At 70.8% G+C, this 16,546-nt stretch carries 13 protein-coding genes; 10 read left to right on the top strand and 3 right to left on the bottom strand.

Annotated features, from left to right (window positions below):
• Positions 1-83 precede the first annotated feature (83 nt).
• Positions 84-1,712 carry a serine/threonine-protein kinase gene (locus tag QQM39_RS36310; protein ID WP_302001819.1) on the top strand — a complete coding sequence of 543 codons (1,629 nt, stop codon included), beginning with the start codon at positions 84-86 and terminating at the stop codon, positions 1,710-1,712.
• Between the two features lie 21 nt (positions 1,713-1,733).
• Here QQM39_RS36310 and QQM39_RS36305 read toward each other — a convergent pair whose 3' ends face one another.
• A complete protein-coding gene (locus QQM39_RS36305) occupies positions 1,734-2,543 on the bottom strand; it encodes an SGNH/GDSL hydrolase family protein (protein WP_302001818.1) in 810 nt (269 codons plus the stop codon).
• Positions 2,544-2,857: 314 nt separating this feature from the next.
• On the opposite strand from QQM39_RS36305, the gene QQM39_RS36300 reads away from it, so the two are divergent.
• From QQM39_RS36300 to QQM39_RS36270, 7 genes are all read left to right on the top strand, one after another.
• A complete protein-coding gene (locus QQM39_RS36300; RefSeq protein WP_302001817.1) occupies positions 2,858-4,063 on the top strand; it encodes a S8 family peptidase in 1,206 nt (401 codons plus the stop codon).
• Between the two features lie 228 nt (positions 4,064-4,291).
• Entirely contained in the window at positions 4,292-4,669 is a 378-nt protein-coding gene (locus QQM39_RS36295) for a hypothetical protein (RefSeq protein WP_302001816.1), read from the top strand.
• Between the two features lies 1 nt (position 4,670).
• Positions 4,671-5,792 (top strand): GNAT family N-acetyltransferase, encoded by a 1,122-nt coding sequence (locus QQM39_RS36290; protein WP_302001815.1) that lies wholly within the window; start codon positions 4,671-4,673, stop codon positions 5,790-5,792.
• A gap of 373 nt (positions 5,793-6,165) precedes the next feature.
• Positions 6,166-6,987, top strand: a complete 822-nt coding sequence (locus QQM39_RS36285; protein ID WP_302001814.1) for a glycosyltransferase family 2 protein — start codon at positions 6,166-6,168, stop codon at positions 6,985-6,987.
• A complete protein-coding gene (locus tag QQM39_RS36280; protein ID WP_302001812.1) occupies positions 6,984-8,003 on the top strand; it encodes a glycosyltransferase family 2 protein in 1,020 nt (339 codons plus the stop codon). The genes QQM39_RS36285 and QQM39_RS36280 overlap by 4 nt, the downstream gene beginning before the upstream one ends.
• Complete coding sequence (locus QQM39_RS36275; RefSeq protein ID WP_302001811.1) at positions 8,000-8,800, top strand: polysaccharide deacetylase family protein; 801 nt, start codon at positions 8,000-8,002, stop codon at positions 8,798-8,800. Before QQM39_RS36280 ends, QQM39_RS36275 begins: the two co-directional genes overlap by 4 nt.
• Positions 8,793-12,698, top strand: a complete 3,906-nt coding sequence (locus QQM39_RS36270) for a lipopolysaccharide biosynthesis protein (protein ID WP_302001810.1) — start codon at positions 8,793-8,795, stop codon at positions 12,696-12,698. The genes QQM39_RS36275 and QQM39_RS36270 overlap by 8 nt, the downstream gene beginning before the upstream one ends.
• A gap of 46 nt (positions 12,699-12,744) precedes the next feature.
• Here QQM39_RS36270 and QQM39_RS36265 read toward each other — a convergent pair whose 3' ends face one another.
• On the bottom strand, positions 12,745-14,157 hold the full coding sequence (locus QQM39_RS36265) for a xylan 1,4-beta-xylosidase (RefSeq protein ID WP_302001809.1): 1,413 nt from the start codon (positions 14,155-14,157) through the stop codon (positions 12,745-12,747).
• A gap of 101 nt (positions 14,158-14,258) precedes the next feature.
• Between QQM39_RS36265 and QQM39_RS36260 the strand changes: the two genes are divergently transcribed.
• Entirely contained in the window at positions 14,259-15,371 is a 1,113-nt protein-coding gene (locus QQM39_RS36260; RefSeq protein ID WP_302001808.1) for a DUF5925 domain-containing protein, read from the top strand.
• Between the two features lie 23 nt (positions 15,372-15,394).
• On the top strand, positions 15,395-16,165 hold the full coding sequence (locus QQM39_RS36255; RefSeq protein WP_302001807.1) for a DUF72 domain-containing protein: 771 nt from the start codon (positions 15,395-15,397) through the stop codon (positions 16,163-16,165).
• On the opposite strand, the gene QQM39_RS36250 is transcribed toward QQM39_RS36255, so the two are convergent.
• A complete protein-coding gene (locus QQM39_RS36250) occupies positions 16,166-16,534 on the bottom strand; it encodes a GntR family transcriptional regulator (protein ID WP_181449789.1) in 369 nt (122 codons plus the stop codon).
• Between the last annotated feature and the right edge of the window lie 12 nt (positions 16,535-16,546).

Below are 16,546 nucleotides of genomic sequence, written 5' to 3'. Positions count from 1 at the left end.
TCGACCGCTGACGCGATGTCACCCCTCCGGCGTGTCCCGCCGCGACATGGGAAGTATACGAGTCGGCTGCGAATGGGGGGCTCATGTCCGAAGAATCGGGCAGTGAACGTCTGATCGCGGGCCGCTACCGCCTCCTGTCCCCGCTCGGCGAGGGCGGCATGGGCACCGTGTGGCGGGCCCGCGACGAGCTGCTGCACCGCGAGGTCGCCGTCAAGGAGGTGCGGGCGCCGCACGGGCTGCCGGGGCCGGAGGTCGAGCGGATGTACGCCCGGCTGGAGCGCGAGGCATGGGCGGCGGCGCGGGTCGCCAACCGCAATGTCGTCACGGTGTACGACGTGGCCACGCAGGACGGCAGACCCTGGATCGTGATGGAGCTGGTCCGCGGTATCTCGCTGGCCGAGCTGCTGGACGCCGAGGGTCCGCTGAGCCCGCAGCGCGTCGCGCACGTCGGCGCCGAGGTGCTGGCCGCGCTGCGGGCCGCGCACGAGGCGGGGGTGCTGCACCGGGACGTGAAGCCGGCCAACGTGCTGATGTCGAACGACGGCCGGGTCGTCCTCACCGACTTCGGTATCGCCATGGTGGAGGGCAGCTCCGCGCTGACGATGACCGGCGAGGTCATCGGCTCGCCCGAGTTCCTCGCCCCGGAACGGGCGCTGGGCCGCACACCCGGCCCGGAGTCCGACCTGTGGTCGCTCGGCGTACTCCTCTACGCGGCCGTGGAGGGCAACTCCCCGTTCCGCCAGGACACCCCGCTGAGCACCCTGCGCGCGATCGTCGACGAGGAGCTGCCGCCGCCCCGCCGGGCCGGTCCGCTCACCCCCGTCATCGAGGGGCTGCTGCGCAAGGACCCGGCCGAACGGCTGCCGGCCGACCTGGCCGAACAGGACCTGCGGATCATCGGGGCGGGCGGCACTCCTCGCGCGGACACCGCGGGGGCGGGCCCCTACGCGCCGACCGTCGCGGCCTTCCCCGCACCGGGGCGGACCGCCCCGACGGCCCCGGTCCCGCCGCCCACGCCGACCTATCCCTTCACCGGCACCCCTGCCTCCGCCACGAGACCCGACGGTCCCGACCGTCCCGACCGCAACCGCCGCGCCGTCGTCGCCCTGATCGCGGGCCTCACCGCCCTCGCACTGGCTCTGGCGGGTCTGACGTACGCCCTCCTCAACCGCGAGGGCAACGGCGACGAGGCGGGCGGCGACACCACCAGCCAGGTGAGCGACCCGACCGCGCCGACCGAGACCGGGGACGAGAACACCTCCGGCGGGGACGAGAGCCCGACACCGAGCCCGAGCAGCAGCCGTACGACCGCTCCGGCGCCGCAGTCCGTGAAGGTGACGCTGGCGGGGGCCGACACGGAGTACTCCGGGTCCTGTCCGCCGCCGAGCGGCGAGGCGCCGTCCTTCACGGCCACGTTCACGGTGGGGCGGCTGCCGGCCGAGGTCAGCTATCGCTGGGTGTCCAAGGACGGCGAGGTCATGGATTCGGGCTGGAAGACCCTGTCGTTCCCGGAGGGCGGTGAACGGACCAAGCAGGACAGGGCGTTCGTGACGACGTACGACGAGAGCGGGACATTCGAGAACGAGATCAGTGTCGAGGTCCGCGACCCGGTGGAGACCACGTCCGACTCGGTGCCGTTCTCGGTGACGTGCGTGACGGAGACCCCGACGGGCGGGGTCTCGCCCTCACCTACCGTGTCGCCGAGCTCGTAGGAGAGCCGGCGTCCCGGGAGATCAGGCCACGCTGTTCAGCACCGGCAGATAACCACCCGACTGGCCCGCGGCCGTCGGGTGGTACGACTCCGGGATGTTGAGCCAGTTCACGGCGTGCATCCACGAGCTGCCGGAGCAGATTTCGTGCCCGGTGAAGGTGGGCCGCACGTCGCCGAAGGTGAACCCGTGGTCCAGGGCTCGCTTCTCGGTCGCGGCGTCGATGTAGTCGGCCGCCTCGTTGAGCGCCCTGCGCTTGGTCTCGGACAGGCCGAGGCACGAGGACACGCCCAGCTTGTAGAAGCGGGGGTAGCCGAGCACGACCACATGGGCGGACGGGGCCTTGGTCCGGATGGCGGTGTAGACGGTGTCGAGGCGGCCGGGCAGCGTCGAGTCGACGAACGCCTTCGCGGTGTTGATCCGTGAGACGCAGGCGCTGTCGGACTGGAGCACACAGGTTGTCATGATGTCGGCGAAGCCTGCGTCGTTGCCGCCGATCGTGATGGACACGAGTGCGGTGGTGGAGTTGAGCGGGCCGAGCTGACCGGCCGTGACATCACTCGTACGAGCGCCGGAGCAGGCGGTGAAGTCGAACGTCGAGGGTGAGTTCGCGGCGGCCCACAGGTACGGGTACGCCTTCGTGCTGCGCTTGCAGTCGCCGCTGGAGCTGATGTAGCTGCCCGCGCCGAGGCCCGAGGAGTAGGAGTCGCCGAGGGCCACATAGCCGCCGGTGGCAGCGGTGTCGGCGGCCTGCGCGGTGGCGGTCCCGGTGAGGGCGGCACTGACGGCGAGGAGGAGTGAGGCGACGTATGCGGTAAATCGGGAACGTCTCATGGAACCTCCCTATAGCAGGATCTCTGCCATAACCGTCGTACCAACTACGCGTGTTGACGGGAAGTGTCCATGCCAAGACTTTTCCGGTCATCGCGGGTCGCCACCCATGAGTTGCCCATGGGTTTGATTTCGTGTTCATGACAGAATTGTTGACAGGTCGTCAACTCCCTTGTCCTCCATGACCGGAGCACAGATCCTTTACCTCGGCTCGGAACGGGAACGCGCTGTTCCGGGCCGTGCGTGCGAGGACGCGCGCACCCCCCACATGTGCGCGCACCACCCATGCGCGCCGCCAGGAGGAGGACTCCCTCGTAATGGCACAACTGCGTAGCAAGAAGTTCCGGTTCGCCGCGATAACCAGCCTGGCGACCCCCGCCCTCGTCGGCGGACTCACGTCCCTCCCCGCCCAGGCCGCCCCGGCCGAGGGCAAGGTCCTGGCCGCCGGTTCCCTCACGGCGATCAAGGACAGCTACATCGTCACGCTCAAGAAGAACGCCGGCCTCAAGGCCGCCTCGAGCGCGGGCAAGAGCCTGATCAAGGAGTACGGCGGCTCGGTGAACAAGACGTTCGGCACCGCGCTGAACGGCTATGCCGCCACCCTCTCCGCGACCGAGGCCAAGAGACTCGCCGCCGACCCGGCGGTGGCCACGGTCGAGCAGAACCAGCGCGTCAAGATGGACGCCACGCAGTCCAGCGCCCCCTGGGGCCTGGACCGCATCGACCAGACCTCGCTTCCGCTGTCCGGCACCTACACCTACCCGGACACCGCGGGCAGCGGCGTGACCGTGTACGTCATCGACACCGGCGTCCGCATCACGCACCAGCAGATCGCCGGCCGGGCCACCAACGGCTACGACGCCGTCGACGGTGACAACGTCGCCCAGGACGGCAACGGGCACGGCACCCACGTGGCCACCACGATCGCGGGTTCGACCTACGGCGTCGCCAAGAGCGCGAAGATCGTGGCGGTCCGGGTGCTGAACAACAGCGGCTCGGGCACCACGGCGGGCGTGGTCGCGGGCATCGACTGGGTGACGGCGAACCACTCGGGTCCCTCGGTCGCCAACATGTCGCTCGGCGGCGGCGTTTCCACCGCTCTGGACACGGCCGTGCGCAACTCCATCGCCAGCGGCGTGACCTACGCCGTTGCGGCCGGAAACAGCTCCACCAACGCCTCGTCCTCCTCCCCGGCCCGGGTCACCGAGGCCATCACGGTCGGCGCCACCACCAGCTCGGACGCCCGGGCCAGCTACTCGAACTACGGCTCGGTCCTGGACATCTTCGCGCCCGGCTCCTCGATCACGGCGGGCTGGTACACCAGCGACACCGCCACGAACACCATCTCCGGTACGTCGATGGCCACCCCGCACGTCGCGGGCGCGGCCGCCGTCTATCTGGCGGGCCACACCTCGGCCACCCCGGCCGCGGTCGCGTCGGCCCTGACGAGCGGCGCCACCACCAACGTGGTCACCAGCCCCGGCAGCGGCTCGCCGAACCGGCTGCTGAAGCTCGTGTCGTAGCGGCTCCCGTGACAACTCCCGTCACAGCACACCGCACAAGCTGAACGACCCGTCCCCCGGAGACGCCCGCCGTCTCCGGGGGACGTCTTGACGGCCCCCACGGAGCTGAGCCACATTGAAGCCCGGCATCCGGCGCTTCGGGGGGCAAAGTCGCCAATGCAGACCTTACGTATCAAGGCACGTATCAAGACAGCTTCATCCAGAGCCGAGGCTCAGGACAGCGAGCGTGTGCGACCAGGACCGGGGAGGGACCTGGCACCGCTGCTCGCGGGCGCCGCCACGGCGGCGGGGGGATTCGGCGCGGTGCTCGCGCTGGTCGACTCGGGCTCGCCGCTGCGCGGCCCGTTCACGCTGTTCTTCCTGCTCGCCGCACCGGCCGCGGCGATCGCCGCCGCGCTGCGCGGACTGGAACCCTTCGGCCGGACCGTCGCCTCGGTCGCGGGCGCGGTCGTCGTCAACATGCTGGTGGCCCAGGGCATGCTCGCCGTGCACCGGTGGTCGGTACGCGGCGGGATCGTGGCCGTGACCGCCATCAGCGCCGTCATTCTCCTGCTGGTCCTGCTGCGGCGGCTGCGCGGCCGTACGACGCGAAGGCGGACTGACTGACGTGGACATCAGCGTGTACCGTCCCGGCGAGCTCAGCTCCGCCGACCGGGCGGCGTGGACCTCGATGCAGTCCAAGGCCCATCTGCAGGGTTCGCCCGAGCTGGCCAACCCGTTCCTGTCCCCCGAGTTCGCGCTCGCGGTCGGCCGTTGCCGGCGCGGGGTGCGGATCGCGGTCGTACGGGAGGGTGGTGAGCCGGCCGCGTTCTTCCCGTTCCAGCGGACGGCGGCCGGTGTCGGCCGGGCGATCGGCCTCGGTGTCTCGGACGCCCAGGGTCTGGTGCACCGGCCCGGGTTCACCTGGGACGCCCGGGAGCTGCTGAGGGCGAGCGGGCTCGCCGTATGGGAGTTCGACCACCTGGTGGCGGGCCAGGCGGCGTTCGAGGCGGAGGCGAACGGCATGTTCCCGTCCCCGGTCATGGACGTCGACCAGGGGTACGAGGCGTATCTGAGCCGACTCCGGGAGCGTTCGCCGAAGTTCACGAAGTCGACGCTCGCCAAGGAGCGCAAGCTGGGCCGGGACCACGAGGGTGTGCGGTATGTGCACGACGAGCGCGATCCGGCCGCGCTGCGCACGCTGATGGCCTGGAAGTCCGCGCAGTACCGCAGAACCGGGCGCAGTGACCGCTTCGCGCACGAGTGGATCACCCGGCTCGTGGATCAGCTGTTCCACACCCGCTCCGAGCCGTTCGCGGGGATCCTGTCGGTGCTGTACGCGGGCGGCAAGCCGATCGCCGCGCACTTCGGGCTGCGCACCGAACGGGTGCTGGCCTGCTGGTTCCCGGCCTACGACCCGGCGTTCTCGAAGTACTCGCCGGGGCTGGTGCTGCATCTGCGCATGGCCGAGGCGGCCGCCGCCGACGGCATCGCCTATCTCGATCTCGGCCGGGGCCAGAAGGAGTACAAGGACTCCCTGAAGACACGCGAGCTGATGGTGTCGGAGGGGTGGGTGACCCGGCGTCACCCGGTCGCGTTCGGACACCGGGCACGCCGTGCCCCGGTCCGGGCGCTGCGCAACACCGTGCAGACCCGGCCGGAGCTGTTCGAACCGGCGGACCGGCTGCTCAAGCGCATGGGGAGGATCCGCTCCAGGCAGGCAAATCCGGTCAAACCAACAAAAACGTGAGAGCTCGTTCCAGCTCTTGCCATACAGGCTCAATCATCAATACCGTCGTACATCTCACGCGCATCGGACTGTCATCAGCGGCTCAGGGGAGGGCTCAAGGACCGCGACAGTCCCGGCGCGGGGCGCGGTAGGGGGGTGCTCGGTGACCGTGTTCGCATGTGTGACCGAGTCGTGCCGCGCGACCGGCTGCCGTTTGGGCGGCGGTCGGTCAGATTTGCCAGCTCACTTCACGTACACGGAAAGCCAGTCAGCAGAAAGCCAGTTACGAGAAAGCCGGTCTTCCGTGCCGTGAGTGAGAACCCCCCTTTCGAACCGGACAAAATACCGGGCCGCCCAGGGGCGGGCGGTCCACCGGACGAGAGGGACCAGACTCATGAGTTCTGTTCTGCGCCCGGCGGTTGCAGACCAAGATCCGTCAACAGCCGGCAAGTACCGGCCCGTCTCCTCGCACCTGGCCATCGCGCCACCGGTGAGCGTGGTGATCCCGGCCATGAACGAGGCGGAGAATCTGCCGTACGTCTTCAAGACACTCCCGGACTGGATACACGAAGTCGTCCTGGTGGACGGCAACTCCACCGACAACACCGTCGAAGTGGCCCGTGAGCTGTGGCCGGACGTCAAGGTCGTGCGGCAGCGCGGCAAGGGCAAGGGGGATGCCCTGATCAGCGGGTTCGAGGCGGCCACCGGCGACATCATCGTGATGGTCGACGCGGACGGCTCGGCCGACGGCCAGGAGATCGTGTCGTACGTCTCCGCCCTCGTCTCGGGCGCGGACTTCGCCAAGGGGTCCCGCTTCGCCAACGGCGGCGGCACCGACGACATGACGCCGATCCGCAAGCTCGGCAACTGGGCGCTGTGCACGGCCGTCAACCGCAAGTTCGGCGCCCGCTACACCGATCTCTGCTACGGATACAACGCGTTCTGGCGGCACTGCCTGGACAAGATCGACCTCGACTGCACCGGCTTCGAGGTGGAGACCCTGATGAACATCCGGGTCGTCAAGGCGGGTCTGAAGGTGCAGGAGATCCCGAGCCACGAGTACCTCCGCATCCACGGCACGAGCAATCTGCGGGCCGTGCGGGACGGGCTGCGGGTGCTCAAGGTGATCCTCAAGGAGCGCTCCAACCGGCGTGCCCTGCGCAGCCGCAGGAACCACTCCCCGATGCTCGACTCGGTGCGGGGAGAGGCGTCTTGAGCGGACCCGACATCTCCGTCGTGATCTGCGTGTACACCGAGGACCGCTGGGAGGACATCCTCGCGGCGGTCTCCTCGGTGCGGGCGCAGTCGTATCCGGCGCTGGAGACGCTGCTGGTCGTCGACCACAACGAGGCGCTCCTGGACCGGCTGACGAAGGAATACAAAGAGGCGACCGGTGTGCGGGTGCTCGCCAACGCGGGCCCCCGCGGGCTGTCCGCGGGCCGAAACACCGGCATCGCGGCCTCGTACGGCGAGGTGATCGCCTTCCTCGACGACGACGCCGTGGCCGAGCACGCATGGCTCCGGCACTTCGCCGCGGGGTACGCGGATCCCCACGTCATGGCCGTCGGCGGGCGCACGGAGCCGATCTGGGCGTCGGGGCGCCGGCCGGCCTGGTTCCCGGAGGAGTTCGACTGGGTGGTCGGCTGCACCTACCGCGGCCTGCCGCGCGGCCGGGTGAAGGTGCGCAACGTCCTCGGCGGCAACGCCTCGTTCCGGCGTACGGCGTTCGACTTCGCGGGCGGCTTCGCCTCCGGCATCGGGCGCGACGGCGACCGGCTGCCGCTGGGCTGCGAGGAGACGGAGCTGTGCATCCGGCTGACGCGGGCCCGCCCGGACGCGGTGCTGCTGATCGACGACCGTGCGGTGATCCACCACCGGGTGCCCGGAGCGCGCGAGCACTTCCGGTACTTCCGCACGCGTACGTACGCCGAGGGTCTGTCGAAGGCGCTGGTGGCCCGAAGTGTGGGTGCCGGCAAGGGACTTGAGTCCGAGCGCCGGTACACCACCCGGGTGCTGCCGGCCGGGGTGGCGCGCGGGTTGCGGGATGCGGTGCTGGCGCGGCCGGGCGGTGCGGGGCGGGCGGGCGCGATCGTCGCGGGGGTGCTGACGGCGGCCGGTGGGTACGTGGTGGGGAGTGTCCGGGCGCGCCGGGGCGGCGTTGCGTACTCGGTGGCCGGGGTCGACAGGGAAGCCGGCGAGGGGGAAGCCGGCGTCGAGGGGGGCATCAGATGAGCGACGCGCGCGTGCCGATTCTCATGTACCACGCGGTCTCCACCTCACCGAACGACGCCACCCGCGATCTGTCGGTGGCGCCGGAGGCGTTCGCGGAGCAGATGGCGCTGATCGGCGACCTGGGCCTGACCCCGGTCAGGACGGCCGATCTAGCGGCGCGCTGGCGCTCGGGCGGACCGCTGCCCGAGCGGCCGGTGCTGATCACCTTCGACGACGGCTACGAGGGCGTGCACCGGCACGCCCTGCCCGTGCTCGCCAAGCACGGCTTCCCGGCCACGCTGTTCGTCTCCACGGGCTGGCTCAAGGGCCCGCACGACACCAGCGGCGGACTGGACACCATGCTCGACTGGGGCCAGGTCCGCGAACTCGTCGAGGCGGACGTCGAGATCGGCGGCCACAGCCACACCCACCCGCAGCTCGACCAGCTCCCGGACGGCAGGCTGCGCTCCGAGCTGATTCTGTGCAAGGAGATCATCAGCGACGAACTCGGCACCGTCCCGGCCTCGTTCGCCTACCCGTACGGCTACTCCAGCCGCCGGGTGCGCGAGGCGGTGCACGAGACGGGGTACGCCCAGGCGCTCGCCGTCAACAACGGCCTCGCGCGGCGGCGGCAGGGGCCGTACGCCCTCACCCGCCTCACCGTGCGCCGAGGCACCGGCGTCGAGGAGTTCCGGCGGATGGTCGAGGGCCGTGCGATCACCCGCGCCTTCGCCAGGGACCGTGCCCTGACCAAGGGGTACGCCGTGGTCCGCAGAGCCCGACAGGTCCGCCGGAAGGCCATCCGTTCCCGTGTCTGACACGACGACCACGACCGAGCCCGCATCGACCGACGCGACGGCGCCCGAGCAGTCGGGGCGCCGGCTTCGCCTGCCCGGCCTGGGCGGGCCCTCCGGGGGCAGTCAGCTGTTCCGCAACGCCTACGCCCTGATGATCAACACCGGCGTCTCCGCCGTACTGGGGCTCGGTTTCTGGCTGGCCGCGGCCCGCTACTACTCCGAGACCGCGGTCGGCCAGGGCTCCGCCGCGATCGCCGCGATGAAGTTCCTCGCGGGTCTGACCGCGGTGGCGCTGACGGGCGCGCTGGCCCGTTTCATCCCGGTGGCGGGCCGCAGGAGCGGCCGGCTCATCTTCCGGACGTACGCGGGAAGTTGCGTGATCGTGGCACTGGCCGCGGGCGTCTTCCTGCTGACGCTGGACCTGTGGGGGCCGTCGTACCGGTTCCTGAACGGGGCGGCGGGCGGGCTCTTCTTCGTCGTCGCCGTCGTCGCCTGGAACCTGCTCACGCTCCAGGACGGCGTGCTGACCGGGCTGCGCAGTGCGGTGTGGGTGCCGGTCGGCAACACCGTGTTCTCCGCGGTGAAGCTGGGTCTGCTGCTGGCGTTCGCGGTGGCGATCCCCACCGCCGGTGTCTTCGTGTCGTGGGTCGCGGCGATCGCGGTGTCGGTGCTGCCGCTGGGCTGGCTGGTGTTCCGGCGCCTGGTGCCGCGCCATGAGGAGGCGACCGAGGAGCATGCCCGTCCGCCGTCCCTGAAGGAGATCGGGAGGTTCCTGGCCGGCGACTACACCGGCTCGCTGTTCTCCCTCGCCGTGGTCTATCTGATCCCGGTGATCGTGGCCGCGCAGGTCTCCGCCGAGGACAACGCGTACTTCTACATCACGGCCACCATAGGCGGCACGGTCAATCTGCTCGCCATCAACATGGGCGCCTCCCTCACGGTCGAGGGCTCGCACGATCCGGGGCGGCTGGCGGCCAACACCCGGGCCGCGCTCAGGCGCATGGCGCGGATCATGGTGCCGGTCGCCGCGATCCTGTTCTTCGGGGCGCCCAGGATCCTGGGCGTCTTCGGCCAGGGTTACGCGGACGCGGCGACCCCGCTGCTGCGCTGGTTCGCGGTCGGCGCGCTGCTGCGGGTCGTGATGGAGACGTACTTCGCGGTCCTGCGCGCCCAGAGCCGCACCGCCGGACTGGCCTGGCTGCAGGGCCTGCTGTGCGCCCTGGTGCTCGGCCTGACGCTGCTGCTGCTTCCGCGCATGGGCCTGACCGGCGCCGGTGTCGCCGAGATCGTCTCCCTCGCGGTGATCGTCGCGATCGCCGCGCCCAAGCTGTACCGGACCGCGAAGGCGACGTCGGCCGAGGTCCCGGAGGACGCGGCCCCCGACGGTGACCTCGCCGACCTGGGGGCGCCCGAGGTCTCCGAGGGGGCGCGGGGGCGCATGCCCGCCTGGGCGCTCGACACGGACACCCTCGCGCTCGGCATCCACGTCGACTTCGACCACCTGGAACGCCGCCCGGACGTCCGCCCGGGGCCGGGTACGCCGCCCACGGGCACACCGCCGGTACGCCTCGAACACCGGCCGGACCACCGCCCGACCTGGGCCCGCAAGGCCGAGGTCGGGCTGCCGGCCGAGATGGGGGTCCCCCCGCTCGAGCGAATTCGAGAGTGGGGGAGCGAGCCGGGCTCGGAGGCTTCGCCGGGGCCCGCCGAGGTGGACGCGCCGTTCGGGGTCGACTTCGACGTCTCGGGCGCGCGCGACGAGGCCGTACCGGAGGAGCACGAGGAGGCTGCCGTACGGGAGGAGGCCGTCGTACGGCAGGAGTCCGCCGTACGGGAAGAGCCGCCCATGCCCGAAGAGGCCGTACGACAGCCCGACGCGTCCTCGCTCACCTGGCGTGAGCGGCTGCTGCCCACCCGCCTCGGAGTGGTCCTCGGCTGTCTGCTGATCGCCGCGCTGCTGCTGTACTGGGTGCCCGCGCTGCGGCTCGGCGAGGCCGATCTGGACGGGATGGGCGGGCTCGGGCTGATCTCCGTGCTGCCGCTGCCCACGCTGGTGGGGGCCGCGCTGCTGGCGGTGGTGTTCGCCTCGCTGCTGTGGCTGGGCCGGGAGCACAGGGCGTTGCTGCTGGTCACCCTGGTCGCGACGGTCGTGTCGCTGCACTCCCTGCCCGCCCTGACCGAGACCGAGCCGCGGTTCGCGACGGCTTGGCAGCACCTGGGCTTCCTCGACTACATCGACCGCACCGGGTCCGCGGTGCCCGACCTGGACGCGCGCTGGAGCTGGCCGGGCTTCTTCGCGGTGGCCGCGTTCGCCGCGAAGGCGTGCGGGGTCGGTGACCTCACCGAGGTCATCCGCTGGTGGCCGCTGACCATGCAACTCCTCTATCTGGTCCCGATGTTCCTGCTGGTGCGCTCGATGCGGGCGAGCTGGCGGGCCAAGTGGACCGGCAGCTGGATCTTCGTGCTCAGCGGCTGGGTGGGGCAGGACTACTTCTCGCCGCAAGGCTTCACCTACCTGCTGTACCTGGTGTTCGCGGCGATCCTGCTGGTCTGGTTCCGGGCGCCGCACGTGATCTGGACGAAGCGGCGGCCCGGCGAGGTCGAGGTCGAGCCGACGGACCGGCGGCAGCGGGCCGTGCTGCTGATGGTCGTGACCGGGCTGTTCGCGGCGAGCGTCCCGGCCCACCAGCTCACGCCGTTCGTGATGCTGGGCGTGCTGACGGCGCTCGTCCTGATCGGCAAGTCCGAACTGCGCGGCCTGCCCATCCTGTTCGGCGTCATGGTGACGGTCTGGATCGGTTTCATGGCCGAGCCGTACTGGTCCGGGCACTTCGACGAACTCTTCGGCGGGGTCGGCGGCGTCGGCGGCAACGTGTCGTCCTCCGTCTCCGGCCGTATCGAGGGCGGCAGCTCCACCCACAAGCTGGTGCTGTACACACGCGTGCTGCTCGCCGGCAGCGTGATGGCGATGGCCTGCTGGGGCTGGTGGCGCCGGCGCTTCCACCACTACCGGGAGCGCTCGCTGCTCGTCCTCACCTTCGTGCCGTTCCTGGGCTTCGGCATGCAGTCCTACGGAGGCGAGATGGCGCTGCGGGTCTTCATGTTCGCCCTGCCCGGCGCGGCCCTGCTGGCCGGACTCGCCCTCTTCCCGCGCACCGGCGTCACCGCCAAGGAGCGCGACAAGGACAAGGTGAGCCTCGCCCCGCTGGCCGCGCTCATGGCGGGCCTGGTGCTCATGGGCGGCTTCCTGGTGGCCCGCTGGGGCAACGAGCCGTTCGAGCGGGTGCGGCCCGGCGAGGTCGCCGCCATGGAGTACGTGTACGCCCATGACGATCCGAGCCTGCGACTGCTGTGGCTGAGCGACGACCCGGTCAACGTGGTCACGCCGTCGATGCCGTGGGGCTCGCGGGACATGGAGAAGGTGGAGTACCTGCCGACGCCGGCGCCGATCGACCCGGTGCTGGTTTCGGGGCTGGTGAAGTCGCTCAAGGACGCAGGCCCGAACTCGTATCTGATGATCAACCGCGGTCAGGTCATCTATCTGCGGATGGACGTGGGCTATTCGGCGACCTGGGAGTCGCGGCTGATCCAGAACCTGGACAGGCGGCAGGAGTTGAAGAAGGTCTTCGTCAACGCCGACGTGACGATGTACGCGCTGCGGAAGCAGCCCGCGGGCGAGGTGCCGAAGGCCGATCCCGGTCCGATCGGGCCGCAGGTGACCTGGACGCCGTGGTCGGTGATCGGGGGCCTCGCGGCGCTCGCACTGATCGTGCTGCTGATGGCCCGCGAGGTCGTCCGGGTGGCGGTGCCGCCGAGCGTGCGGCAACTGCGGTGGCTGCAGAGCAGCTTCTGGTTCTCGCTGCCGCTGCTGGCGGTGCTGCTGGCCTCGCTCGTGCAGCGGTTCCTGACGATCGAATAGCCGATCGGGCAGGGGCAGGCAGACGGTCCCGCGGAGGTGAAGTGGCTCAGCGCTTGAGCCACTTCACCTCGTACGCCTGCAGCTCGATCTTCTTGCCGTCGATCTTCGCGCTGGTCCGCCGGTCGAGGGTGTTCACGACGAGGACCGTCTTGTCCGTGGCCAGGACCCGGACGTCGGGCTTGTCCACGGACACCTTTTTGTACTCGGTGCCGGGCCGGAACTCCGTGCCGAACCGGGAGACCAGGTCGTACATCGGCAGCTTCTCTCCGCCGCCCGCGGTGTCGGTCGGCGTCCACAGACAGCCGGCGCACTCGGTGCCCTTCTCCTCCTGCGGGTTCCAGTAGAAGCCGGAGGTGGCGCCGCCCTTGGCCAGCGCGATCATTCCGGCGGCCTGGACGGCGACGCGGCGGGCCTCGGACCAGCCCTTGCGGTCGTCGTTGCCGTCGGCGGGCTCGACGTAGTACTCGGCCCACCACAGCGGCAGGTCACCGGTCTGCCGCCGCACCCACTGGCCCACGGCCGTGAACTTGTCGGTGGCCGTGAACTCGTCGGGCAGCAGCTCGTCGTCCCGGGTGTAGCTGGAGCCGTCCACGACGACGAAGTCGGCGCCCACCTTGTGCTCGTTCCAGTACGCGAAGGCGTCGACGATGCGCTGGTCCAGGGCGCCCCAGCTGCCCTTCAGGGCCGTCGAGGCCTCCTCCGCGCGCGGGTCGACGCTGTCCATCACGAGGTACGGGCCGCCGACCATGATGTCCGGGTTGACCTTCTTCAGCGCCTTGTGGACGAGGTTGTAGAGCCGGGTGTAGCCCTCGTAGTCCCAGCGGGCCTCGGCGTCGTTCCAGAAGCCCTTGAACTCGTTCCACACGATGAAGTGGCGTACGTCCGGATAGCGCTTGGCGACGGTCACGGCCAGCGCGGCGAAGTCCTCGAAGTGCTCGGGCTCGGGCGCCGTCTCCAGGGCGGCCTGGCTCCAGTCGGTGTTGTCGACGCCGGCCCTGCCGCCCTTCATCCAGTCGGGGGCGCAGCACAGGGTGACGACCGGGGTGCTGCCGGAGGCGCGGACGAAGTCGATACGGCGGTCCGTGGCCTCGAAGTCGTAACGGCCTTGGACCGGCTCGGGGTTGTCGGCGCCCCAGCCCATGATGTGCTGGATCTGCGGCAGTCCCCCGGCGTCCGCGAGCCGTCCCTCGACGCGCTGCACGGCCGCGGCGGCGCCCTCGTCGGCGCTGTACTGGGTGTGGGTGAATCCCCAGCCGACCTCGGGGTTCGTGGCGTCCGGAGTGGCGGTCGGGTTGCCGTGCACCTTGTCGCCGTCGCGTGTGGTGCCCTCGGTGCTCGCGCCGTTTCCGGGAAGCGTGTTGAGCAGGGTCACCACCAGGGCCAGAGCGGCCACGCCCACACCGAGCAGCGCGGTGAGCCGCCACCGCCGTGCCCCCGAATTCCACCCATGACGTCCCATCAAGGACAACGGTAACGGGGGCGACAGCCGCTCGGGCGGGTTTCGTCACTCTGGACCTTTGGCGGTACGTGCCGCGGAAACCGGGTGCACCGGGCCGCCGCGTGACGGATCATGGCCGCATGTCTGCGAACCCACACGACGCTCTGCCGATCCGGCTCAACGTCGACGACAGCGACTCGCCGTCCGACGTCGTCGACGCGCTGTTCCTCGGCCGCTTCGCGACGGGCGAGCAGCCGTACTCGCACGCGGTGAACATCGACCGCGTACGGCCCGGGGTGACGCTCCTGCCGCCGGGCGCCCGGGTGCTGCGCACCGCCCGCGACGACGACCGCAGCGCGACGCTGGCGGAGGGCGACGGCTGGACCCTGCTGGTCTCCCGCTGGAACCGGGGCGCCGACGTCACGGTGACGGCGACCAGCGAGGAACTTGCCGCGCGCGTGCTGGGCGAGGCCACGGACGGCGCGGCGGACGAGCCCGAGCCGCAGCCGGAGAACGTGACCATGGGTTTTTGGTACGTCTCCCCCAGGCGCGGCCCGCACCGCACGACCCGGCAGATCTCGGCGGGCACCTGGGACGAGGTGCGGGCCAACTACACCGCGCCGGTCGCGGACGCGATGGACCGGCTGATGAAGACGACCCCGGAGGACATCGCGGGCCGTCTGCTCCTGCTGCACGGCCCGCCGGGCACCGGCAAGACGTCGGCGCTGCGGACGCTGGCCCGCTCCTGGCGGGACTGGTGCCAGGTGGACTGCGTGCTGGACCCGGAGCGGCTGTTCAGTGACGTCGGCTATCTGATGGACATCGCGATCGGCGAGGAGGACGCGACGGGCAAGGGCCGCTGGCGGCTGCTGCTCCTGGAGGACTGCGACGAGCTGATCCGCGGCGAGGCCAAGCACACGGCGGGCCAGGCGCTGTCGCGGTTGCTGAACCTGACGGACGGCCTGCTGGGCCAGGGCCGTAACGTCCTGGTCGGCGTGACGACCAACGAGGACCTGGAGCGGCTCCACCCCGCCGTCGTCCGCCCCGGCCGCTGTCTGGCCCGTATCGAGGTGGGGCCGCTGACGCGCGGGGAGGCGGTGAACTGGCTGGGCACCGACCAGGGTGTCGGCCGGGAGGGGGCCACGCTGGCGGAGCTGTACGCGCTGAAGCGGGGCACCTCCCCGACGTCGCTGCCGGAGCCGCGGGACGGGGCGGACGCGGGGCTGTACCTCTAGCCCTCCGGTGCTTTCATGGGGGTATGACCCTGTTCCTCGGGACGTCGGGATGGCAGTACAAGGACTGGCGGGGTGCCTTCTATCCCCCCGATGTGCCCATGCGCCGGTGGCTGGAGGAGTACACGGAGTGCTTCGCCACGGTGGAGATCAACAACGCGTTCTACCGGTTGCCGACGCGGGAGAACTTCGAGGCCTGGCGTGAACGGGTGCCGCGGGACTTCGTGGTCGCGGTGAAGGCGAGCCGCTACCTCACCCACATCAAGCGCCTCAAGGACCCCGAGGAGCCGGTCCACCGTCTGATGTCCCACGCGGCGGGGCTGGGCGACCGACTGGGGCCGGTCCTCCTCCAACTCCCGCCGACTCTGCGCGCCGACCCCGAGCTCCTGGACGCCTGCCTGGCCTGCTTCCCGTCCGGAACGCGGATCGCGGTCGAGCCCCGCCACGAGTCCTGGTGGACGCCGGAGATCCGCGAGGTCCTGGAGTCCCGGGAGGCCGCCCTGTGCTGGGCCGACGTCCAGGCCCGGCCGGTGACCCCGCTGTGGCGCACCACGGACTGGGGGTACGTCCGCTTCCATGAGGGCCGCGCCCGCCCCTGGCCCCGCTACGGCCGACGCTCCCTGGAGACCTGGGTCGACCGGATCGCGACCACCTGGTCCGACGCCGAGGACATGTACGCGTACTTCAACAACGACCCCGGCGGGGCGGCGGTGCAGGACGCGGTGGTCTTCGGGAGGGCGGCGACGCGAGCGGGCCTCACGGTCACCCGCACGCCGGAGTTGGCTGCACGCCGCTGACTACTCCCCGTATGCCGCCCGCAGGGCATCCCGTACGGCCGCCAACGCGTCGGCCTCCGCGAGCCCAAGCCTGCGAGCCCGCTCCACGTAGGCCTGCGCGGCCGAGGCCAGCTCACGCTCCGCGGCCGAGCCGGCGGCGGCCACGAACGTGCCGTTGCGCCCGCGCGTCTCGATCACCCCGTCGCTCTCCAGCGCCCGGTACGCCTTGGCGACCGTGTTGGCCGCCAGTCCGAGCGACTCCGCCAGCCCTCGCACCGTGGGCAGCCGGTACCCGACGGGCAGCACCCCCGATCGCGCCTGCTCGGAGATCTGCGCCCGCACCTGCTCGTACGGCGCCGCACTGTCGTCGATGTGGATCTTCAAGGTCACGCAGTGATTGTC

The organism is Streptomyces sp. DT2A-34, assembly GCF_030499515.1.
Taxonomy (GTDB): Bacteria; Actinomycetota; Actinomycetes; order Streptomycetales; family Streptomycetaceae; genus Streptomyces.
The sequence above is the reverse complement of the archived record's forward strand: the minus strand, read 5'-3'. Positions and strand labels throughout refer to the sequence as shown.

What these genes read in the sequence shown, in the direction of transcription:
- QQM39_RS36310 (WP_302001819.1), top strand. Translation starts at nt 84, where the DNA reads ATGTCCGAAGAATCGGGCAGTGAACGTCTGATCGCGGGCCGCTACCGC.
- QQM39_RS36305 (WP_302001818.1), bottom strand. Translation starts at nt 2,543, where the DNA reads ATGAGACGTTCCCGATTTACCGCATACGTCGCCTCACTCCTCCTCGCC.
- QQM39_RS36300 (WP_302001817.1), top strand. Translation starts at nt 2,858, where the DNA reads ATGGCACAACTGCGTAGCAAGAAGTTCCGGTTCGCCGCGATAACCAGC.
- QQM39_RS36285 (WP_302001814.1), top strand. Translation starts at nt 6,166, where the DNA reads ATGAGTTCTGTTCTGCGCCCGGCGGTTGCAGACCAAGATCCGTCAACA.
- QQM39_RS36275 (WP_302001811.1), top strand. Translation starts at nt 8,000, where the DNA reads ATGAGCGACGCGCGCGTGCCGATTCTCATGTACCACGCGGTCTCCACC.
- QQM39_RS36265 (WP_302001809.1), bottom strand. Translation starts at nt 14,157, where the DNA reads ATGGGACGTCATGGGTGGAATTCGGGGGCACGGCGGTGGCGGCTCACC.
- QQM39_RS36255 (WP_302001807.1), top strand. Translation starts at nt 15,395, where the DNA reads ATGACCCTGTTCCTCGGGACGTCGGGATGGCAGTACAAGGACTGGCGG.